At 62.3% G+C, this 20,022-nt stretch carries 19 protein-coding genes; 10 read left to right on the top strand and 9 right to left on the bottom strand.

The window, feature by feature from the left end:
- The first annotated feature begins 137 nt into the window (after window positions 1-137).
- The 8 genes from NKK47_RS18905 (at window position 138) to NKK47_RS18870 (ending at window position 8,528) form a co-directional block, all read left to right on the top strand.
- A complete protein-coding gene (locus NKK47_RS18905; protein WP_352577859.1) occupies window positions 138-1,361 on the top strand; it encodes a septal ring lytic transglycosylase RlpA family protein in 1,224 nt (407 codons plus the stop codon).
- Window positions 1,362-1,492: 131 nt separating this feature from the next.
- Window positions 1,493-2,623 carry a D-alanyl-D-alanine carboxypeptidase family protein gene (locus NKK47_RS18900; protein ID WP_352456778.1) on the top strand — a complete coding sequence of 377 codons (1,131 nt, stop codon included), beginning with the start codon at window positions 1,493-1,495 and terminating at the stop codon, window positions 2,621-2,623.
- A gap of 64 nt (window positions 2,624-2,687) precedes the next feature.
- Window positions 2,688-3,362 (top strand): dTMP kinase, encoded by a 675-nt coding sequence (tmk, locus tag NKK47_RS18895; RefSeq protein WP_352448921.1) that lies wholly within the window; start codon window positions 2,688-2,690, stop codon window positions 3,360-3,362.
- On the top strand, window positions 3,359-4,414 hold the full coding sequence (locus NKK47_RS18890; protein ID WP_352448922.1) for a DNA polymerase III subunit delta': 1,056 nt from the start codon (window positions 3,359-3,361) through the stop codon (window positions 4,412-4,414). The genes tmk and NKK47_RS18890 overlap by 4 nt, the downstream gene beginning before the upstream one ends.
- Before the next feature lie 153 nt (window positions 4,415-4,567).
- Window positions 4,568-6,118 carry a methionine--tRNA ligase gene (gene metG / locus NKK47_RS18885; RefSeq protein WP_352577858.1) on the top strand — a complete coding sequence of 517 codons (1,551 nt, stop codon included), beginning with the start codon at window positions 4,568-4,570 and terminating at the stop codon, window positions 6,116-6,118.
- Window positions 6,118-6,912 (top strand): TatD family hydrolase, encoded by a 795-nt coding sequence (locus tag NKK47_RS18880; RefSeq protein WP_352456774.1) that lies wholly within the window; start codon window positions 6,118-6,120, stop codon window positions 6,910-6,912. The genes metG and NKK47_RS18880 overlap by 1 nt, the downstream gene beginning before the upstream one ends.
- 3 nt (window positions 6,913-6,915) lie before the next feature.
- Complete coding sequence (locus NKK47_RS18875; RefSeq protein ID WP_352577857.1) at window positions 6,916-7,743, top strand: MBL fold metallo-hydrolase; 828 nt, start codon at window positions 6,916-6,918, stop codon at window positions 7,741-7,743.
- Window positions 7,744-7,937: 194 nt separating this feature from the next.
- Window positions 7,938-8,528 (top strand): hypothetical protein, encoded by a 591-nt coding sequence (locus NKK47_RS18870; RefSeq protein ID WP_352577856.1) that lies wholly within the window; start codon window positions 7,938-7,940, stop codon window positions 8,526-8,528.
- Window positions 8,529-8,630: 102 nt separating this feature from the next.
- Here the strand turns inward: NKK47_RS18870 and NKK47_RS18865 are convergent, their stop codons facing one another.
- From NKK47_RS18865 to NKK47_RS18850, 4 genes are read right to left on the bottom strand one after another with little or no spacing between them, the layout of a single operon-like run.
- Window positions 8,631-9,185: a DUF2076 domain-containing protein gene (locus NKK47_RS18865; RefSeq protein WP_352577855.1), complete on the bottom strand. Its 555-nt coding sequence runs from the start codon at window positions 9,183-9,185 to the stop codon at window positions 8,631-8,633.
- A gap of 32 nt (window positions 9,186-9,217) precedes the next feature.
- Window positions 9,218-9,925, bottom strand: coding sequence for a Bax inhibitor-1/YccA family protein (locus NKK47_RS18860; RefSeq protein ID WP_352448927.1), 708 nt, complete (start codon window positions 9,923-9,925; stop codon window positions 9,218-9,220).
- Window positions 9,926-9,949: 24 nt separating this feature from the next.
- Window positions 9,950-10,723, bottom strand: a complete 774-nt coding sequence (locus NKK47_RS18855; protein WP_352577854.1) for an anti-sigma factor family protein — start codon at window positions 10,721-10,723, stop codon at window positions 9,950-9,952.
- The gene (locus tag NKK47_RS18850; protein ID WP_502896504.1) at window positions 10,720-11,253 is read right to left on the bottom strand and encodes a sigma-70 family RNA polymerase sigma factor; all 534 of its coding nucleotides are present in this window, start codon (window positions 11,251-11,253) and stop codon (window positions 10,720-10,722) included. The genes NKK47_RS18855 and NKK47_RS18850 overlap by 4 nt, the downstream gene beginning before the upstream one ends.
- Before the next feature lie 218 nt (window positions 11,254-11,471).
- Here NKK47_RS18850 and NKK47_RS18845 point away from each other — a divergent pair, with 218 nt between their 5' ends.
- Window positions 11,472-12,656: an amino acid aminotransferase gene (locus NKK47_RS18845; protein WP_352577853.1), complete on the top strand. Its 1,185-nt coding sequence runs from the start codon at window positions 11,472-11,474 to the stop codon at window positions 12,654-12,656.
- 138 nt (window positions 12,657-12,794) lie between these two features.
- Window positions 12,795-13,619, top strand: a complete 825-nt coding sequence (gene mazG / locus NKK47_RS18840; RefSeq protein WP_352577852.1) for a nucleoside triphosphate pyrophosphohydrolase — start codon at window positions 12,795-12,797, stop codon at window positions 13,617-13,619.
- A gap of 6 nt (window positions 13,620-13,625) precedes the next feature.
- Here the strand turns inward: mazG and hflX are convergent, their stop codons facing one another.
- The 5 genes from hflX to NKK47_RS18815 form a co-directional block, all read right to left on the bottom strand.
- The gene (gene hflX / locus NKK47_RS18835) at window positions 13,626-15,017 is read right to left on the bottom strand and encodes a GTPase HflX (RefSeq protein WP_352448932.1); all 1,392 of its coding nucleotides are present in this window, start codon (window positions 15,015-15,017) and stop codon (window positions 13,626-13,628) included.
- Window positions 15,018-15,263 carry an RNA chaperone Hfq gene (gene hfq, locus NKK47_RS18830; protein ID WP_006202172.1) on the bottom strand — a complete coding sequence of 82 codons (246 nt, stop codon included), beginning with the start codon at window positions 15,261-15,263 and terminating at the stop codon, window positions 15,018-15,020.
- Between the two features lie 145 nt (window positions 15,264-15,408).
- Entirely contained in the window at window positions 15,409-16,272 is an 864-nt protein-coding gene (locus tag NKK47_RS18825) for a D-amino-acid transaminase (protein ID WP_023675071.1), read from the bottom strand.
- A gap of 88 nt (window positions 16,273-16,360) precedes the next feature.
- Complete coding sequence (gene ntrX, locus NKK47_RS18820; protein ID WP_023675072.1) at window positions 16,361-17,722, bottom strand: nitrogen assimilation response regulator NtrX; 1,362 nt, start codon at window positions 17,720-17,722, stop codon at window positions 16,361-16,363.
- Entirely contained in the window at window positions 17,712-19,997 is a 2,286-nt protein-coding gene (locus tag NKK47_RS18815; protein ID WP_352457489.1) for a sensor histidine kinase NtrY-like, read from the bottom strand. Before NKK47_RS18815 ends, ntrX begins: the two co-directional genes overlap by 11 nt.
- Between the last annotated feature and the right edge of the window lie 25 nt (window positions 19,998-20,022).

Below are 20,022 nucleotides of genomic sequence, written 5' to 3'. Positions count from 1 at the left end.
TAATACGGTGATAAACAATTCCTGCGCACAAAAAGGATTGGGGTAGGGCGTCGCCGGCGTTTCTGGAGTGGGTGCTTTGGCATCGCTGACGTTCATGCTGCGGTGCCTTCGTCGATGCTATAGGGGACAATCAAAATATGCAGACCACGGCGCGCCCGCGTCTTCGTCGCGCTTCCGCTTTCGCGCTGTTTGCCTTGTCGGCAGCCTTTCTTGCAGCATGTGCCGGGCCGCAGCAAAAGGCGATGGTCAACAAGAAACCTCGCTCCAAGGAATATTTTTCTGAAGCCGAATACGGCGTGAAAGCCAGCCCGCGCGTCATGTTCAAGACGTCTCGCGGACGCGACCAGCTCGGCAAGCCCTATCAGGTGCGCGGCAAGTGGTATTATCCGAAGGAAGACAAACGTTACGCCAAGGTTGGCCTCGCATCCTGGTACGGTGAGGCCTTCCACGGCCGGTTGACCGCCAACGGCGAAGTCTACGACATGGCAGATCTGACGGCGGCGCATCCGACCATGCCGCTGCCGAGCTATGCGCGGGTCACCAACATGAAGACCGGCAGCTCGGTGATCGTGCGCGTCAACGACCGCGGGCCCTATCATGATGGACGCATCATCGATGTGTCGAAGTGCGCTGCTGAAATGCTCGATTATGCCAATGTCGGTACGGCCGAGGTGAAGGTTGAATATGTCGGCCGTGCGCCGCTCGAAGGCAATGACGGGCAGTATCTGGTGGCTTCGTATCGTCCAGGCAACAGGGCGCCGGATCCGTCGGACGGTCTGCCCAGCGGCGTCATGGTCGCGATGAATGGGCCGTCGCCAAGCCTGCCGGTGAGCGCTGCTGCCGTGCCGTTCCCTGGTCAGCTGACGAATTCCGGGCAGGGATCCGATGCAGGGCCTGTCATGGCAGTGCAAGCATCTGCTTTGGGAGACATTGTACTGCCCGATTTCGGCCCGATCGTGCCGGAGCGCCCGGAGATCAACCTGCCGGCGCAATCGCCGTTCACCGTGGCGTCGCTGTCTTATGCGGACGAGCGCGTGCAACGCGCCTCCAACGCGTTTGCCGGGCTGGATGGCGCCGGCATGTCGCCCGCCGAAATTCTTCAATCGTGGAAGCGGCAAGCTCCTCCAACCGGGTCGCCCACGGACTATGTCGCGGCGGGTTCGTTCGAGAATGCCGCCGAAGCGGAGCGTGTGGCTGCCCAGCTTTCCAGCTTCGGCAAGACCGAAATCCAGCGCTCGGAACTTGAAGGCAAGGAATGGTACTCGGTCAACCTCTTTGCCGATGGTCGTGGCAGCCTGGACGAGATGCTGCAGGCAGCGTGGTCGCATGGTGCGCCGGATGCGCTTGCTGTACGCAACTGAGCTCGGGGCTGCCTGGTTTTTTCGCGCGCGATTGATCCGCCAGGCAAAAGCCTGATAGCTTCTGCCAACTTGCAAAAGCGCCGGCTCACTGGTCGAACCTGATGAAATCTTTTCACCCTTTCACCGGGCTTATGGCGCTCGGCCTGCTGCTGCTCTCGCTTGCGCAGGCCTCAGCTCAGCTTTTCGAGACCAAGGCCGCGCAGGCCTTCATGATCGATGCCGAAACCGGAACCGTGCTGTTTTCCAAGGACGCCGACAGGTTGATCCCGCCGGCCTCGCTGGCCAAGCTGATGACGATGGAAGTGGTTTTCGACGCCATCAAATCAGGGCGCATGACGCTCGATGATACCTTCGTGGTGAGCGAGAACGCCTGGCGCAAAGGCGGCGCTCCTTCGGGGACATCGACCATGTTCGCCAAGCTCAAGTCGACGATCCGGCTGGAAGACCTGATCCAGGGCGTGACCGTGCAGGCGGCCAATGACGGCTGTATCGTCATCGCTGAAGGGATGGCCGGGTCCGAAGCAAACTTCGCGGCGCAGATGACCGAGCGTGCCCGCCAGATCGGCTTGCAGAAATCGACTTTCGTCAATTCCACCGGTCTGCCGGCCGATGGGCAGCAAACGAGCGTTCGCGAACTCGCGCTTCTGGCGCTGCATATCTGGCGCAACTACCCGGATCTCTACCGCTATTACGGCCAGAAGGATTTTACCTGGAACAAGATTTCCCAGAGGAACCGCAATCCGCTACTGGGCATGGACATAGGCGCCGACGGGCTCGCGGTCGGTGCCAGCGAGCAATCCGGGTTCGGCATTGTTGGCTCGGTCAGCCACAACGGCACAAGGGTGATCGCGGCGATGAGCGGCCTGGCAAACGACCGTGAGCGTGCTGAGGAAGCGCGAAAGCTGCTCGACTGGGGCGTTCGCTCCTTCGAGAAGACTGAAGTATTCGCCAAGGACGAAGTGGTTGGCGAAGCCCAGGTCTTTGGCGGCGCCAAGTCCGGTGTCGCATTAAAGGCAAAAGGACCGGTGCAGATCTTCCTGCCGATCACCAACCGCGACAAGCTCACCGCCAGGATCGTCTATGACGGACCGGTGGCAGCGCCGGTGGAGGAGGGGCAGCCGGTGGGTACGCTGCGCGTCTGGATCGGCGATACGCTGAGCCAGGAGACGCCGCTGTTTGCCGCCGAGTCGATCGGTGTCGGTTCGCTGCCGCAGCGCGCGCTCGATGCCGCCAAGGAACTGGCCGTCGGCTGGCTGCGTTAGCACCGTCGCGGTGGACCTTTTTTCCCGCCGGGACTATACGGTCCCCGAAGTATGGACAAAGGCTTTGGCGCGCGGATTTTTCATCACTTTTGAAGGCGGCGAAGGAGCAGGCAAGTCGACGCAGATCGAGCGGCTGGCAAAGAAGATGCGCGCCAAGAAATACGATGTGCTGGTGACACGTGAGCCGGGTGGCTCGCCGGGCGCGGAGGCGGTCAGGCATGTCCTGCTTTCAGGCGCAGCCGAGCCGTTCGGCCCCAAGATGGAAGCGCTGCTTTTCGCCGCTGCGCGTTCCGACCATGTCGAACAGGTCATCCGGCCGGCAGTCGAGCGCGGTTCGGTCGTGCTTTGCGATCGTTTCATGGATTCCTCGCGCGTCTACCAGGGCGTCACCGGCGGCCTCGACCCGGCATTCATGGACGCATTGGAGAAGGTCGCCATCAACGGCATGGTGCCGGACATGACACTGATCTTCGACATCGACCCCGCCGAGGGCCTGAGGCGCGCTACCGCCCGGCGGGGCAGCAGTGACGGACCGGACCGCTTCGAGAAAGAAACATTGGCCATCCACCAACGCCGGCGCGAGGCGTTTCTCGCGATCGCCTCAGCTGAACCCGAACGCTGCGTTGTCGTCGATGCCTCAGCCGACCTAGATGCGGTGGAGGATGTCGTTACCGCCGCGGTCTTCGCGGCTCTCGAGAGGATGATGCCGGCGCAAAGAAGGCAGGCGGCGCCAGCATGATTTTCGAACGCATCGCGCCCGAACAGCACGATACGCTGGACGGGGTGCCCGAGCCATCCGAGACGCCGCGTCTTGTCGGTCACCTGCAGGCGGCCAACATGCTCGCCACCGCTTACCGCTCGGGAAAGCTGCCGCACGCACTGATCTTTGCCGGACCGGTTGGCATCGGCAAGGCGACGCTGGCCTTTCACCTGGCGCATCATCTGTTGAAGCACCCGGCCTTCGAGCAGGCGCCGGAAAGCCTTGCCGTTCCAGATCCGGCTTCGTCGCTGTTTCGACAGATCGCCACCGGCGCGCATCCTTCGGTGCTGCATCTTACACGCCCGGCGAACGACAAGACCAAGAGCTTCAAGACAGTGGTCACGGTCGACGAAATCCGCAAGGTCAGCCGTTTTCTGTCGCTGACCTCGCACGACGGCAGCTACCGGGTGGTTATCGTCGATCCCGCCGACGACATGAACACCAATGCTGCCAATGCCTTGCTGAAGAATCTTGAAGAGCCACCCGCGCGCACCTTGTTCATCCTCATCGTCCATGCGCCGGGCAGTCTGCTGCCGACGATCCGGTCGCGCTGCCAGATGGTGCGGTTGGCGCCGCTCGATGCCGAGAGCTTGATGACGGTTCTGGAAGGCATCGAGCCGCCGCCACCGGAGGATCCTGGGGCGCGCGCGGCGCTGGCGGAGCGGGCAGGGGGCAGCGCGCGCAATGCGATCCTGTTGACGCAGTATGGAGGGCTCGAAATCGCCGCCACCCTCGACGCCCTGGTGATGTCCAAGAAGATAGATGTCGCAGGCGCCTACCGTCTTGCCGAGGCGGTCGCCGGCCGCGACCAGGCAATCCCGTTCGAGATATTCAATCGCCGCGCGCTTGATCTGCTGTCGGCCGGCGCCAGCCAGGCCGCGCTCGCCGGCGATCTCGCGCGGGCCAAAACGCTGTCGGATACTTGGCACGAGGCTTTGAACGCTATATCTGAAACCGAGACCTACAATCTCGACAAAAAGCAGCACGCCCTGACCATGATCGACCGCCTGAATTCTGCAATGCGAATGTGACGGCCGCTGGCGTGGCTTTGAAGCCCCTGAGTATTGATCCCAATCAATCGCAGGAACTTCGAAGCCACCACATTGGCGTCGGATGGCAATTGCCGTTTCGATGCGATATCTCACCGCGACATCTTTCATTCAGACATTCATGACGGCTCATCCATGGCACGCGAAAAATACTACGTCACGACGGCTATTTCCTATCCGAACGGCAAACCGCATATCGGCCATGCCTACGAGTTGATTGCCACCGACGCGCTGGCCCGCTTCCAGCGGCTCGACGGTAAGGACGTGCTCTTTCTCACCGGCACCGACGAGCACGGCATCAAGATGCTGCAAACGGCGAAGAGAGAAGGTATTTCAGCGCGCGAGCTGGCAGACCGCAACTCGGCCGATTTCGAGCGCATGGCCGTCGCGCTCGATGCCTCCAACGACGATTTCATCCGCACCACGGAAAAGCGGCACTACAAGGCCTCGCAGGCGATCTGGAAGGCGATGGCCGCCAATGGCGACGTCTATAAAGGCGGCTATGCCGGCTGGTACTCGGTGCGTGACGAAGCCTATTACGGCGAAGAAGAGACCGAGGTGCGTGCCGACAATGTCCGCTATGGGCCGCAGGGGACGCCGGTCGAATGGGTCGAGGAAGAGAGCTACTTCTTCCGGCTGTCGGCTTATCAGGACAGGCTCCTTGCACTTTACGAAAACCAGCCCGATTTCGTCGGTCCTGCCGAGAGGCGCAATGAGGTGATGAGCTTCGTCAGGTCCGGCCTGAAGGACCTATCGATCTCGCGCACCACGTTCGACTGGGGCATCCCGGTGCCGGGCGACGAGAAGCATGTGATGTATGTCTGGGTCGACGCCTTGACCAACTACATCACCGCCGCCGGCTATCCGGATCCGGCCAATGAGAGATGGTCGTTCTGGCCGGCAAACGCGCACGTCATCGGCAAGGACATCGTCCGCTTCCACGCGGTCTACTGGCCGGCTTTCCTGATGTCGGCTGGCATCGAATTGCCGAAGCGCGTGTTCGCGCATGGTTTTTTGTTCAACCGCGGCGAGAAAATGTCGAAGTCGGTCGGCAACGTCATCGACCCGTTCGCGATGATCGAGCACTACGGCCTCGACCAGGTGCGCTATTTCTTGCTGCGCGAAGTGCCGTTCGGCCAGGACGGCAGCTACAGCCATGATGCGATCGTCAACCGCACCAATGCCGACCTTGCCAATGGCCTCGGCAATCTGGCGCAGCGCTCGCTGAAGATGATCGCCAAGAACTGCAGCGGCGCGGTGCCAAAGCGCGGCGAACTGACCGAAGCCGACAGCGCCATCCTCGACCAAGCGGTGGGGGCACTCGCCGTCGCGCGAAAGGCGATGGCGGATCAGGGCATCCATTTGGCGCTGGCGGCGATCTTCGGAGTGGTGGCCGAAGCTGACCGCTATTTCGCCTCTCAGCAACCCTGGGCGCTAAGCAAAAGCGATCCAGAGCGTATGAAGACAGTTCTGTGGACGACGATCGAAGTCGTCCGGCGCGTCACGCTGCTCTGCCAGCCCTTTGTTCCGGGGTCGGCTGCTAAGCTGCTCGACCTGCTGGCGGTGCCGGCAGACAACCGTGACTTTGCGCATGTCCACGCCGACTATGCGCTGGTGCCCGGCACGGCATTGCCCGCGCCGGAGGCGGTCTTTCCGCGTTACGAAAAGCAGGACGCGAACGCCTGATGCTGGTCGACAGTCACTGCCACCTCGACTTTCCGGATTTCGCCGAAGAGCGGGCGGCCATTGTCGCCCGCGCCCTAGCGGCCGGCATCGGCCGAATGGTGACGATCTCGACGAGGGTGAAGCGATTTAACCAAGTGCTTGAGATTGCAGAGACTTTCGATGAGGTCTATTGCTCGGTCGGCACCCATCCGCATAATGCGGCCGAAGAGCTTGATGTCACTGTCGATGATCTGGTGCGGCTCTCTGCTCATCGCAAAGTGGTGGCGATCGGCGAGGCCGGACTCGACTATTTCTACGATCATGCGCCGCGCGACGCACAGGCGCAGGGCTTTCGCACCCACATCGCCGCGGCGCGCGTGACCGGTCTGCCGCTGGTCATCCATTCGCGCGACGCCGACGACGACATGGCTGATATCCTCGAAGAAGAAACGGGGAAGGGTGCCTTCCCCTTCATCCTGCACTGTTTTTCGTCGGCGCGCCGGCTGGCCGAGATCGGCGTGGCGCTCGGCGGCTACGTCTCGTTTTCCGGCATCCTGACCTTCAAGAACTCCGCCGAGCTGCGCGCCGTCGCCGCCGATGTGCCGCGCGACCGTCTGCTGGTCGAAACCGACGCGCCATACCTTGCGCCGATCCCGTTTCGCGGCAAGCGTAATGAGCCCGCCTATGTCGCGCATACAGCCAAGGTGCTGGCCGAGACGATCGGCTTCAGCGAGGCCGAGATCGCTAATATCACCACGGATAATTTCTTCCGGCTGTTCAGGAAAATGCCGCGCCCGAGCGCGCCGGGCGCCTGACGCATGAGCGACCGGTTACGTCTTACCGTCCTCGGCTGCGGCTCATCGCCGGGCACGCCACGCATCACCGGCGACTGGGGCAATTGTGATCCCGCGAACCCCCGGAACCGGCGCACGCGCACCGCAGCGCTCGTCGAGCGGATCGCGGCGAGTGGCGCCCGGACCACGGTCGTCATCGACACCGGCCCGGATTTCCGCGAGCAGATGCTGCTGGCATCGGTCAAGCGCATCGATGCGGTGGTCTATACACATCCGCATGCCGACCATATCCACGGCATCGACGATTTGCGCGGCTTCGTGCTCGAGCAGCGCCACCGGATCGACATCCATGCGGATCAGGCTACCATGCTGCGCCTACGCGAGGCGTTCCGCTACTGTTTCGAAACACCGAAAGGCAGTTCGTATCCGCCGATCGTCAACGCCCATATCATCGACCACCACAGGCCGGTGGTGATCGCAGGCGAGGGCGGCGCCCTCACCCTCGAACCGCTGCTGCAGCTCCATGGCGACATCACCTCGCTGGGTTTCCGCATCGGCGGGCTGGCCTATTGCCCTGACGTCAGCGACTTTCCGGAGGCGACCGCCAAGCGTTTGCGCGGGCTGGACATGCTGGTCATCGACGCGCTGCAATACACCGTCCATCCGAGCCATCTGTCGCTTGGCCAGGCGCTTGGCTGGATCGAAAGACTGGCGCCGAAGAACGCGGTGCTGACGCATATGCATGTGCCACTCGACTACGCTACGGTAATGGCCGAGACGCCGGCCAACGTCGAGCCTGCTTATGACGGCATGACAATCGAAATCCCTTACGAATCCAGCGTGAAAGACTAAGTTTTTACCGCCTGGGTTCCCGAGTTGGATCTCGCGAGGTGCTATCTTCACGTCACATCCAATCGGCCAACTAGTTCCATAATCTATCTTATGCGACTACGCCTATAGCATCCGTTGGCGGCGAGATCAGGCCGGTCACTCTTAGACATTCGCAACAGCGCTGTGGGGCAACGGGCATGCTAGGGTTGCGAATCATGAAGACGCTTCCGCTGCTTGCAAGTCTTGCCCTCACCCTCGCCTGCGCCCTCACTGGCGCGCGAGCGCAGGACTTTGATCGTGCGCCAGGCGAGAACGACCTGGCTTTCGCCAAACGTGTTGTTGGGTTCGCCGACAATGCTGATCCGCACACCGCAGTAGCGAGCTGGAACGGCCTCCAGACACTCTTCGTCGATTACCAGACCGCTGAGGACTATCCGGAACGCCCGCTCGTCGCGCTGCAACGGCTAGCTGACAACAGATATCGCGTAATCCAGGTCACGATCGGTGAACAAGAGGGCGACACACCGGACATAGCGCTCGGCCTCGCCAACGCCGACCACGACCCGGCAAAGGAACTGATCGTGATACTTTCCTGGGCTCAGATGCACTACGATGTCGAAGGGACGCTCTACGAAGTTCGCATCTTCGATGGCCCCAAGCCAGGTCAGAAGGCGCTGACTCAATTGAAAGCGAGCCGGAAGTTCGATGCCACATGCGACTGCCATTGGCGAGACGGCGCAACGAAGCACTTCCGCTTCAAGACGATCGCGGCGGTCAAGGCTGAACTGAAGCGCCTGGGCTATTAGCCGCCGGCGAGGGCTCGCTTCCCGGATGTTGCCCTCGCCACCTCGCCTATGCTGACCCGCAATCGTCACCAGCGCCAGCACAGGCACAGGCTGGGTCGCTCGTCAGAACTCCATATCACCGAAGTCACCGCCATTATCGGAGCTGGAATCGCCTGCCTGATCGGCTTCGTCCGGCTGCGGCGTCGGCTGTTCAGCTGCCTTCGCTTCGCTGCCGCCAAACACGCCGGCGATCGCGTTGCCGAGCAGCACGCCGCCCGCCACGCCCATCGCGGTCTGCGCGGCGCCGGCAAGAAAACCGCCGCCTGCCCGCTGTGGCGTGTCCTGCGGCCCTTCAGTTGCAACGGAGGCGGTGCGCCCTACCCGCGGAACCGAGCCTGAGCGCCTGCCGCCGCTGCGGCCGAACAAGCCGCTGAGCGGTCCACCGCCGGCCGGCTGCCGCGCCTGCTCCTCCAGTTCTTCTATGCGCGCCTGAGCTGCGTTCAGGGCCTGCTCCTGCACCACGATCGTCTGGGCCATGTAATATGGCGCCCCAGGCTGCTGGGTGATCTGGTCCTGGATGAAGCGCTCTGCTTCGGCATCGCGCGGCGGCGCCTGGCGCTCGGCGTTTGCCAACTTCTCGAAGAGCTGTCCGATCGCTTGCTGATCGTTTCTGTCCATGATGTTCAACTCCGGTCTTGGTTCAACGCCGGCTATTCGCGCTCGCCGGTGAAGTTCAACAGCAGTTGGAAGATGTTGATGAAGTTCAGATAGAGCGAGAATGCACCGAAGACAGCGAGTTTCTGCTGTGATTCCGCGCCGAAGTTTTCCGCATACTGCTCCTTGATCGTCTGGGTATCCCAGGCGGTGAGGCCGATGAAGACGGCGATGCCGATCACAGAGATCGCGAATTGGAGCGCGGTCGAGCCCAGGAAGATATTGACGATACTGGCGATCACCACGCCGATCAGGCCCATGATCAGGAACGACGAAAACTGCGTCAGGTCGCGTTTGGTCGTGTACCCGTAAAGGCTGGTCGCGCCGAACATGGTGGCGGCGATGAAGAAGGTGCGTGCGATGCTGGTGCCGGTAAAGACCAGGAACACGGAAGCCAGCGACAGGCCCATCACCGCGCAGAATGCCCAGAACATCGCCTGGGCGCCGGCTGCCGACATCGCCTGCATCCGAAACGAGAACAAGAGCACAAAGGCCAGCGGGGCCAGCATCACCACCCATTTCAGCGGTGTGGAGAAGATCGGCACGTAAAGGGCGGGCGTGGAAGCCACCACGAACGCGATCACGCCCGTAACGACGAGGCCAAGGCCCATATAGTTATAGACGCGCAGCATGTGCCGGCGCAGGCCTTCATCGTAGACGGCTCCGGCTCGGGCTCCGGCCCCGATATATCCGAGATTGTTCATGTGGTTCTCCTTCTTGCAGGTCGATCAGTAAAGCGTTTTGGCGAGCGCTTCGGCCGTGCGATCGAGACCGCCGACATCGCTGCGTCCGACGACCGCGTAGGCGACCTCGCCGATCTGGAAATAAGCCGAGGAAACTTCGCCCGAGGGAACGACGGTCGGCTTGACGACGTCGAATGTTCCGGGCCTGATCGCGAACAACGAGACCAGCCCCATCTCTTTCGTCTCGACAGCCATCTCGATGCTCGGTCCGAATTGCGATGGATAGATCTGCACGTCACGGACCGTCCAGTCCGCTGGCAGCGATGGCATCACGATCGCCGTCGCGGCGCGGATTTCGTCGGCATTGTAGCCGGGTGCTTCGGGTTGCGACGACATCGCCTCGCGCACGAGCGTCGTGCGGTGCGCCCGGACCGCGTCCTCCACATAGGCCGGCGGATGGGTCGAAGCGACGACTTCCGTCACCGATATCGGTCCGATGAGCCCGTTCGCAAGCCAGCCGGCAGCGACGAAGACAGCGACTGCCGCAGCTCGCTGCAAAGCACCAAGGACGCGGCCGCGCGCCAATCCCCGCTCCAGCCGCCGTGCAGCATCGGCCGTCGCGGGCCGCGCCATGCCTTTCGATCCGGCAAGCGCCACGCGCAATTCGTCACGCATCCGTAAGTCGGACATCACCCGCGCGGCCGCGTCCGGGCGGGCCGAAAGGAACGCCTCGACCTCGATGCGACGAGCCACGTCCAGCTGATCGTCGACATAGGCGTCGAGATCGGCGTCGGTCACGGGATCGCGCAGTTGGTTCATGATCCACCTCCGACGATCTTCAGATGGCCTTTCGCGCGTGCCGGCACCGCGTCCTCCATCTCGCGCAGGGCCGCACGCGCCCTGCCGATGCGCGACATCAGCGTGCCAAGCGGCACGCCACTCACCTCAGCGGCCTGGCTGTAGCTAAGCCCCTCGATGGCGACGAGATGCAACGCCGAACGCTGCTCCTCCGGCAATTCGAAAAACGCTTCGCGCACCTGCGCCAGACGGACCGAATGTTCCTGCGGAGCCGGGACATTCGCCTCGGCGAGATAGCCGGCCTGTTCGATGCGCATTGCTTCGGATTTGCGGGACCGCAGACCGTCGATGAATGCATTATGGACGATCGACAGCAGCCATACGCGAAGATTTCCGCCGGAGCGGAAGCTGCCGCGTCGCTCATAGGCACGCACCAGCGCATCATGCACCAGATCCTCTGCATCGGCGCTGTCGCGCGTCAGCGAGCGTGCATAGCGGCGCAGCGAACCGAGCTGTCCCAGAATATCGAAGCGTGGCATCGGCCGTTTCATGTCCTGTTTACGGAGCAGGTCGGGATGTTAATCCCGCTCTCCCCGAAATTTTCTTACGGCTCGCCGCGTTCTCGTCCTGGGAGATATCGGGCCCGCTCTCGCCCGCCAGATAGTATCGGCCGCCCTCGAGGCAAACCGGCGCCGAGTTGACGCATATGAAACTGCTGGCAAAGTACGGCCGGTTTGCGTATCACTCCGCCGCCAACGGAACCTTATCGATGTTCGAAAATCTCCAGCCCGCGCCTGCCGACAAGATCCTGGCCTTGATCGGTCTCTATCGCGCCGATCCGCGTCCCGACAAGGTCGATCTTGGGGTCGGCGTTTATAGGGATCGCGACGGCAAGACGCCGGTGATGCGCGCGGTGCGCGAAGCCGAAAAGCGGCTGCTGCAGGGCCAGGATACCAAGACCTATCTCGGCCTTGCCGGCGATACCGCCTTCAACGCGGCGGTGGCCAGGTTGGTGTTCGGCCCAGTCGCCGACATGACGCGCATTCGTGCGGCGCAGGCGCCAGGCGGCTCCGGCGCGCTGCGGCTGGTAGCAGAGCTGCTGAAAAGGACCCGCACCGACGCGATGGTCTGGCTGTCGGATCCGACATGGCCGAACCACATGCCGGTGATGCGCGCCGCTGGCCTGCAGACACGCGAATATCCCTATTTCGACGCTGCTTCTGGTGCGGTTCGCTTCGACGACATGCTGAATGCATTGAGAACCGCGAATCCTGGCGACGTCGTATTGTTGCATGGCTGTTGCCATAACCCGACAGGCGCCAATCTAGACATCTCGCAATGGGCTGCCATTGCCGATCTTGTCGTTGAGCGCGGCCTGGTGCCCTTTGTCGACATCGCCTATCAGGGCTTTGGCGACGGGCTTGATGCGGATGCCGCCGGCTTGCGCCTTCTGGCGGCAAAAGTTCCGGAAATGGTCGTTGCCTCGAGCTGCTCGAAGAACTTTGCCGTCTATCGCGACCGAGTCGGTGCAGCGCTGATCATGGCGAAAGACGGCGCGCAGGCGGATTTGGCGATGGGCCAGATGCTGTCGGCGGCACGTGCCATGTATTCGATGCCGCCGGACCACGGCGCGGCGGCGGTGCGCATCGTGCTTGAAGACCCCGCATTGCGTTCCGATTGGGAGGCAGAGCTTGAAGAGATGCGGCTGCGCATGCTGCGGCTGCGCGTCCAGTTCGCCGAGGCGCTGCGCCGGCAGTCCAACTCCGACCGTTTCGATTTCGTCGCCAGCCATCGCGGCATGTTTTCCCGGCTTGGCCTGTCGGAAGCGCAAGTCGAGCGGCTGCACGCCGAGCATGGCATCTACATGGTCGGCGACAGCCGCATCAATGTTGCCGGCCTGCCCGAGGACGGCATGGATGCGCTCGCCAAGGCGATCGTCTCCGTGCTCGACTGATGCTTTTGCTAACTAGGATCTTTTCGGGAAACCGGCTTCCACTTTCGGATCATAGTCTGGCCGCCCATCTGTGGACAGGACGCCCTCGCCGTCTGAAGCCGTTGGCCGCGCGGCCGGGTACAGGATAGCGTTCGCCTGATGAAACCCTCGAAAGACATTTCCCGGCTGATCGAGATCATGGCCGCGCTGCGGGCGCCGGAAACCGGCTGCCCGTGGGATATCGAGCAGGACTTTTCGACAATCGCGCCGTACACGATCGAGGAAGCCTACGAAGTGGCGGACGCCATTGCGCGCGGCGATCTGGACGATCTGCGGGATGAACTCGGCGATCTCCTGCTGCAAGTGGTCTACCACGCGCAAATGGCCGAGGAGGCCGGCGAATTTTCATTCGGCGATGTGGTCCTGGCCATCACCACAAAAATGATCCGCCGCCACCCCCATGTCTTCGGCGACGACAAGGCGCGCTGCGCCGGCATGGCCAAGGGCATGTGGGAAAAGATCAAGGCAGAGGAAAAGGCGGAGAAGCGCAGTGCGCGCCTCGCCCGTGGGCTCGACCCGGAAGACCATGGCAAGGGCTTTCTCGACAGTGTGCCGGTCGCCCTGCCCGCGCTGACCCGGGCGCTCAAGCTGCAGGAAAAGGCCGCCCGCGTCGGCTTCGACTGGAGCGAGGCGGCGCCGATCCTCGACAAGATCGAGGAGGAGATCGGCGAACTACGCGAGGCGCTGGCCAAAGGCGACACTGCGCCGATCAAGGACGAGTTCGGCGACATGCTGTTTGCGGTCGTCAATCTCGGCCGGCACCTCAAAATTGATTCCGAAGCGGCACTCAGCGGCACCAACGAAAAATTCCGGTCGCGCTTCCACTATGTCGAGCGGACGCTGCAAGCGTCGGGAAACAGCCTCGAAGAGGCGACGCTGGACGAGATGGAAGCGCTCTGGCAGCAGGCAAAAAGCGCGAAGTAAACGCCTCTACCCGTTGTTTTGACGGCGCAATCGGCTTTCGATCTCCTGCCGAGCGCTGTGTGTAGCCTTGAGCGCGACGGTCACGCTGCCATCCTCATTGTCGTCGCGCGAGACGATGTCGCCGTTGCGGTAAAGCCAGTCGACGACGCCGAGTTGGTCGGGCTTGAGTGTGACGGTGAACGTCTCCAGTTCGCCCGACATCATCGTCTCGATGATCGCCTTCAGCGCATCGATGCCCTCGCCGGTTACCGCCGATATGGCGATCGGCGGTGCCTTCTTGCCGTCAGCACCATCGGCAAGCAGCCGCGCCCGGTTGCCCTCGTCGAGCCGGTCGATCTTGTTCCATACTTCGATGACGCGCTTGCTATCGCGGGCATCGACGCCGAGATCGGCAAGGATGCGCTCGACATCTTCGGCCTGCGCGGCCGTATCGGGATCGGAGATGTCGCGCAGATGAATGACGAGGTCTGCCTCGACCACTTCCTCCAGCGTCGCCCTGAAGGCCGCGACCAGATGCGTTGGCAGGTCGGAAATGAAGCCGACCGTATCGGAAAGGATGATCGGCGTGCCGTGCGGCAGGCGCACGCGGCGCAGCGTCGGGTCGAGCGTGGCAAACAGCATGTCTTCGGCCAGCACCCCTGCTCCGGTCATCCGGTTGAACAGAGTCGACTTGCCAGCATTGGTGTAGCCGACGATCGCCACCACCGGAAATGGCACCTTCTTGCGCTTGGCGCGGTGCAGGTCGCGGGTGCGGCGCACAGTTTCGAGCTCGTGCTTCAGCTTGGTGATCTTGTCCTGCAGCACACGCCGATCCGACTCGATCTGGGTCTCGCCAGGGCCGCCGAGAAAGCCGGCGCCGCCACGCTGGCGCTCGAGGTGGGTCCAGCTCCGCACAAGGCGGCCTTTCTGGTAGTTGAGATGGGCAAGATCGACCTGCAGCGTGCCTTCCTTGGTGCGGGCGCGCTCGCCGAAAATCTCCAGGATCAGCCCGGTGCGGTCGAGCACCTTGGCGTTCAACTCTTTTTCGAGGTTGCGCTGCTGTACCGGGGTCAGCGGATGATCGACAATGACCACTTCCGCGTGGCCCTCTTTGACGATCTCAGCGAACTCCGCCACCTTGCCGCTGCCGAGCAAGGTCGCCGGGCGTGGATCGTTGACGGTCACCACCGCCGTGTGGACCAGGTCGAGGTCGATTGCGCTGGCGAGGCCGACGGCCTCGTCGCGACGAGCCTCGGCGGAACGGGTCAGGCGGGGGCGGTTGGTGTCGTCGTCGCCACGAGGCTGCCGGGTAAGCACCGGCACGATAACCACCGCCCGGGTCGGGCCGTTGGCCTCTGTCCCGGTCTGATGTGCTGGTTTTCCGCGAACGCTGCGGTCCGCGTCTTTCTCACGTGCCAATCAGGCGCCCTGGCTTTCCTCACCATCGAACATCTGAACCGGCTGGCTCGGCATGATCGTGGAAATAGCGTGCTTGTAGACAAGCTGGGAATGGCCGTCGCGACGCAGCAGAACGCAGAAATTGTCGAACGAAGTGACCACGCCGGTCAGCTTCACGCCGTTGATGAGAAAGATGGTGAGTGGATTTTTGCTCTTGCGAACTGAATTCAGGAACAGGTCCTGAAGATTTTGCGATCGTTCCGCCATTGTTCTTGTCTTTCGCCGATCCCCTTCGGTTTGCAGGCCAATGCGCCAAATTAGCCGGCACATGTCAAGCACGCAAACACCATGTTGCCGTCAGTAACGACAAGCAGAACGAGATATATTGATGTTCATTCCATCTGTGCGGTTATCAGGCTGGACTTTTTTCCGCAACGTCAAAAAAGGCCTGCCGTAATGAAACTGTTATCGAGCCCGGGTGGCCGTTGGCGACGGGAGCGCCATCGATCGCCACCACCGGCATGGCAATCGTGGTCGCGGAGCTGATGAAAACCTCGCGCGCGGCCTTGGCTTCAGCCACCGAAAAACCGCGCTCCTCGATCTTCAGGCCGAGCTTGGCGGCCACGTCGAACAGCGTCGTACGGGTGATGCCTCGCAGGATGCCGTGCTCGGCCGGCCGCGTCACCAGCACGCCATCCCCGGTGATGATCCAGGCGTTCGACGATCCACCTTCCTTGACGGTGCCGTCGACATCGACGAACCAGGCCTCCTGAGCGCCGGCTTCCTTGGCTTTCTGCTTGGCCAGCACGTTCGGCAGTAGGCCGACCGACTTGATATCGACCCGATCCCACCGGTTCTCCGGCACCGTGATAACCCGGATCCCGCTCTCGGCCCGCTTCGCGGCAGCTGCAGGATCGGCTTTTTTGGCAGTCACCACCAGCGACGGCTTCGTGTCCGCCGGGGGGAAGAAAAACTCGCGGCTGGCGACGCCGCGTGTCACCTGGACATAGACCAGGCCGTCGACGACATGGTTGCGGCGCACCACCTCGCGCATGACGAGCGGCAGCACGCCGCGCGTGATCGGCCAATCGATCGAGAGTTCGGCAAGTGAGCGGTTCAATCGGGCGAGATGGCGCGGCATGTCGACGATGAAGCCTCGTGCCACCTCGCAGACCTCGTAGACGCCGTCGGCGAATTGATAGCCACGGTCCTCGATATGCACGGAAGCTTCGGCGTGAGCGACGTAGCGCCCGTTCACATACGCAATGCGCGGCATGGCTAATCCCTGAAAGAAGTCCAGCTTTCTTATGCGATTCCAAGACCGCCGTAACCGATAATTGGGTGGGCCACGACTGGTTTGGCTGTCAGACGCCCAGCGACTTCAGCTTGCGGTGCAATGCAGAGCGTTCCATGCCGATAAACTCTGCCGTCTTCGAGATATTGCCGCCAAAACGGTTGATCTGGGCGATCAGATAGTCCTTCTCGAATTGTTCGCGCGCTTCCCGCAGCGGCAGCGCCATTATGTGCTGATCGGATTTGTTTGGAGTGCGCGGCATGACGTCGCCGATCTCGGCAGGCAGGAGATCGGCGGTGATCGGCGCATCGACATCGTCGCCGCGCGCCAGGATCATCAGCCGCTCGACATTGTTGCGCAACTGGCGAACGTTGCCCGGCCAGTTATGCGCCTGCAGCACCGCCAGCGCGTCGTCGCCGATGCGGCGCGGCTTGATGCCGGCCTGGCGAGCGATCTGCTTCATGAAATTGTCGACCAGATAAGGAATGTCCTCGCGACGCTCGGCCAGTCCCGGCACCATGACCGGAACCACGGCCAGGCGATGATAAAGGTCCTCACGGAAACGGCCGTCGGCGATCATGGCTTCCAGGTTCTGCGAGGTCGACGAGACGATGCGCACGTCGACCTTGACCCGCTTGGTGCCCCCTACCCGCTCGAACTGCTGTTCGACCAGCACGCGCAGGATCTTGTTTTGCGTCTCGCGCGGCATGTCGGCCACTTCATCGATGTAGAGAATGCCGCGATGGGCTTCCTCCAGCGCGCCGACCTTGCGTTCGACGCCGTTCGATTCGGTGCCGAACAACTCGATCTCCATACGCTCAGGCGTGATGTTGGCGGCGCTCAGCGTCACAAACGGTGCACTCTTGCGCGCCGACAGTGCGTGGATGGCGCGCGCCGCCAGTTCTTTGCCCGAGCCGGAGGGGCCAATGATCATGACGCGGCTGTTGGTCGGCGCGACGCGCTCGATGGTCTGGCGCAATTGGCTCATTGCCGACGACATGCCGATGAGGTCGAAAGTCTCGCCGCTGCGCAGCTTGAGATCCGAAACCTCGCGTCTCAATTTGGAGGTTTCGAGCGCCCGTTCGGCAATGAGGATCAGCCTGTCGGCCTTGAATGGCTTTTCGATGAAATCATAGGCGCCGCGGCGGATGGCCGAGACTGCCGTTTCGATATTGCCGTGGCCCGAGATCATCACCACCGGCAGGTTCGGGTGCATCGTCTTGATCTCGTCCAGCAAGGCCAGGCCATCGAGCCGCGAGCCCTGCAGCCAGATGTCGAGGAAGACCAGCCTGGGTGCCCGGTCGGCAACCGCCGCAAGCGCGCTGTCGGCGTCAAACGCCGTGCGTGTTTCGTGACCTTCGTCGCTCAGGATACCGGCGACGAGTTCGCGGATGTCTTCCTCGTCATCGACGATGAGAATATCAGACGCCATTACCGACCTTTTCAGTTTCTTTTTCGTGTTCCGTCTTGCCCTCGCCGCGTACCGGAACGGTGGCGGCAACCGGCAGGATGATGCTGATCATTGCACCCCGCCCATCGTGGAAGTCCGCTGGTGCATCGTGCAATTCGAGTCGCCCGCCATGGTCCTCCACGATCTTCTTGACGATAGCGAGGCCAAGCCCGGTGCCTTTCTCGCGTGTCGTCATGTAAGGCTCGAGCAAGCGCTGCCGGTTTTCGCGCGGCAAGCCCCTGCCGTTGTCGATGACGTCGATTCGAATCGCGCCATTCTGACGCCCGGCTTGAATCCGGATTATGCCGTGCGGACGATCCTCTGCATCAAGTCCGTCGATGGCTTCGGCAGCATTCTTGATGACGTTGCCGAACGCCTGCGCCATCAGCCGGCTGTCGAACGTGCCTTTGAGCGGCTCATTGCCGAAGACGCGCTCGAAGGTGATGTCGGCGCGGCTCACTTCGACCAGGAACGAGGCTTCGCGCAACGAATCGCGCAGATCGATGGCCTTCATTTCCGGTTTCGGCATGCGGGCGAACGCCGAGAACTCGTCGACCATGCGGCCGATGTCCTCCACTTGGCGGATGATGGTGTCGGTGCATTGATCGAAAACCTCACGGTCCTCGGTGATGACCTTGCCGTAACGGCGCTTGATGCGCTCGGCCGAAAGCTGGATCGGCGTCAGCGGGTTCTTGATCTCGTGGGCAATGCGCCGCGCCACGTCGGCCCATGCGGAGGAACGCTGTGCCTGGACCAGATCGGTAATGTCGTCGACTGTCACGACGTAGGATTTATCCTCCGAACCGTCGTCGCCGGCTTCAATCGTGATCTGCACGTTGAAGGTCCGTTCGGTGCCGGCACGATAGAAGGTGACCTGTTCGCGATAGACCGGCTTGCCCGATTTGCGGCCGATCTCGAAGACGCGGCCGACATGCGGCAGCACGGCGGAAAGGTTCTGCCCAAGCGCTGCCGTGGCGGATATGGCCAGCATCGTTTCGGCCGAACGGTTGACGATGGTGACGATCCCATATGGATCGACGCCGATGACCCCGGCGGTGACGCCGGCAAGCACCGCCTCCGAAAAGCGCCGCCGCTCGTCGATCAAATCCTTGGCCGACAGGATCTCGTTGCGCTGCGATTTCAGCTCCATCAGCATCTTGTTGAAGGTGTCGCCGAGCGAGGCGACGTCACCGTCGGAGGGGCGGACAGGCACGGCTACGTCGAGATTGCCGGTAGCGACCTCATCGGCCGCGCCGATGAGCTGACGAATCGGCCGCACCAGGCGGTCGGCCACCGCAATGCCGGTCCAGATGGCGGACAGGATGATGATCAGCGTCAGCGACAGATAGGGAAGCGCGAAAGCCACTTGCGAGGTGCGGCGATTGTCTTCGAGACCGCGATATTCGGCGGTGTTGGATTTGACGATCTGCCGCGCCTTGATCACCTCGGGATCGACGAGGCGGATGGTGTAGAGATAGAGGCCGTCGATCTCGCGCAGCTTGACGATGGCACCCATGATGTTGCGGGTGCGCGGTTCTATCAGCACCGGCTTGCCGTCGGCAGCGCTTGCCACGGCGCCCTTAGGCGGCTCCGGCATGGCAAAGTCCGCGTCGGTCTTGGCGCTCATAACGAAGGAACCATCGGGCTTGATGAGTGCTGCGTGCGCCAGCGAGCGTCCCACCGCCTCCTTGTTCATGAGGTCGAGAAAACCGGTACGATCGAGGCCATAAAGCGTGCGCGAAGCGTCGAGGTCGTAAGCCATCGACAACGTCGTGCCCTGAAGATTTCGCGCGTTTTCCTGCACATAGGCGTCAGCGATAGACAACGACGAATTGACGATCGTCTTGGTGCGGATCTCGAACCAGCGGTCGAGGCCGATGTCGAGCGTGATCGACGCGATGATCGCCACCATGATCGCGGGGATGGCGGCGACTAGCGCAAACATCGCCACTATGCGCACATGCAGGCGCGACGCAGCCTTGCCATGCCGTCGTGCCATCAGAATGCGATGCACCTCGCGGCCGACCAGCAAGATCAGAAACAGGACGAACGCCGCATTAAGCGCAATCAGCGCCAGCGTCGTCCTCGCGTCGGGCGTGATCGGCGTCGCGCCGACCAGAATGGCGAAGGAGATCGCCGCCGTCACCAGCGCACCGGCAACGGCGATCACGCCCGGCAGCGCGAGCAGCCGGCGACCGTCTCGCGCGCCCGTATTGCTGAAAAGCGATTTGCTCAGTGTCGGTGCGTGCAGGGCCATGTCGCCGTCTAGAGCCAGTAATTGC

Origin of the sequence: Mesorhizobium sp. M0019, assembly GCF_040323975.1 — a bacterium.
Lineage (GTDB): Bacteria > Pseudomonadota > Alphaproteobacteria > Rhizobiales > Rhizobiaceae > Mesorhizobium.
The sequence above is the reverse complement of the archived record's forward strand: the minus strand, read 5'-3'. Positions and strand labels throughout refer to the sequence as shown.

Coding starts and splice junctions, on each gene's coding strand:
- NKK47_RS18825 (WP_023675071.1), bottom strand. CDS start 16,272: ATGCCGCGCATTGCGTATGTGAACGGGCGCTACGTCGCTCACGCCGAA.
- NKK47_RS18865 (WP_352577855.1), bottom strand. CDS start 9,185: ATGGACAGAAACGATCAGCAAGCGATCGGACAGCTCTTCGAGAAGTTG.
- NKK47_RS18815 (WP_352457489.1), bottom strand. CDS start 19,997: ATGGCCCTGCACGCACCGACACTGAGCAAATCGCTTTTCAGCAATACG.
- NKK47_RS18900 (WP_352456778.1), top strand. CDS start 1,493: ATGGCGCTCGGCCTGCTGCTGCTCTCGCTTGCGCAGGCCTCAGCTCAG.
- NKK47_RS18875 (WP_352577857.1), top strand. CDS start 6,916: ATGAGCGACCGGTTACGTCTTACCGTCCTCGGCTGCGGCTCATCGCCG.
- mazG (WP_352577852.1), top strand. CDS start 12,795: ATGAAACCCTCGAAAGACATTTCCCGGCTGATCGAGATCATGGCCGCG.
- NKK47_RS18855 (WP_352577854.1), bottom strand. CDS start 10,723: ATGAACCAACTGCGCGATCCCGTGACCGACGCCGATCTCGACGCCTAT.
- metG (WP_352577858.1), top strand. CDS start 4,568: ATGGCACGCGAAAAATACTACGTCACGACGGCTATTTCCTATCCGAAC.
- NKK47_RS18845 (WP_352577853.1), top strand. CDS start 11,472: ATGTTCGAAAATCTCCAGCCCGCGCCTGCCGACAAGATCCTGGCCTTG.
- hfq (WP_006202172.1), bottom strand. CDS start 15,263: ATGGCGGAACGATCGCAAAATCTTCAGGACCTGTTCCTGAATTCAGTT.
- NKK47_RS18850 (WP_502896504.1), bottom strand. CDS start 11,253: ATGAAACGGCCGATGCCACGCTTCGATATTCTGGGACAGCTCGGTTCG.
- ntrX (WP_023675072.1), bottom strand. CDS start 17,722: ATGGCGTCTGATATTCTCATCGTCGATGACGAGGAAGACATCCGCGAA.
- NKK47_RS18890 (WP_352448922.1), top strand. CDS start 3,359: ATGATTTTCGAACGCATCGCGCCCGAACAGCACGATACGCTGGACGGG.
- NKK47_RS18860 (WP_352448927.1), bottom strand. CDS start 9,925: ATGAACAATCTCGGATATATCGGGGCCGGAGCCCGAGCCGGAGCCGTC.
- NKK47_RS18880 (WP_352456774.1), top strand. CDS start 6,118: ATGCTGGTCGACAGTCACTGCCACCTCGACTTTCCGGATTTCGCCGAA.
- NKK47_RS18905 (WP_352577859.1), top strand. CDS start 138: ATGCAGACCACGGCGCGCCCGCGTCTTCGTCGCGCTTCCGCTTTCGCG.
- NKK47_RS18870 (WP_352577856.1), top strand. CDS start 7,938: ATGAAGACGCTTCCGCTGCTTGCAAGTCTTGCCCTCACCCTCGCCTGC.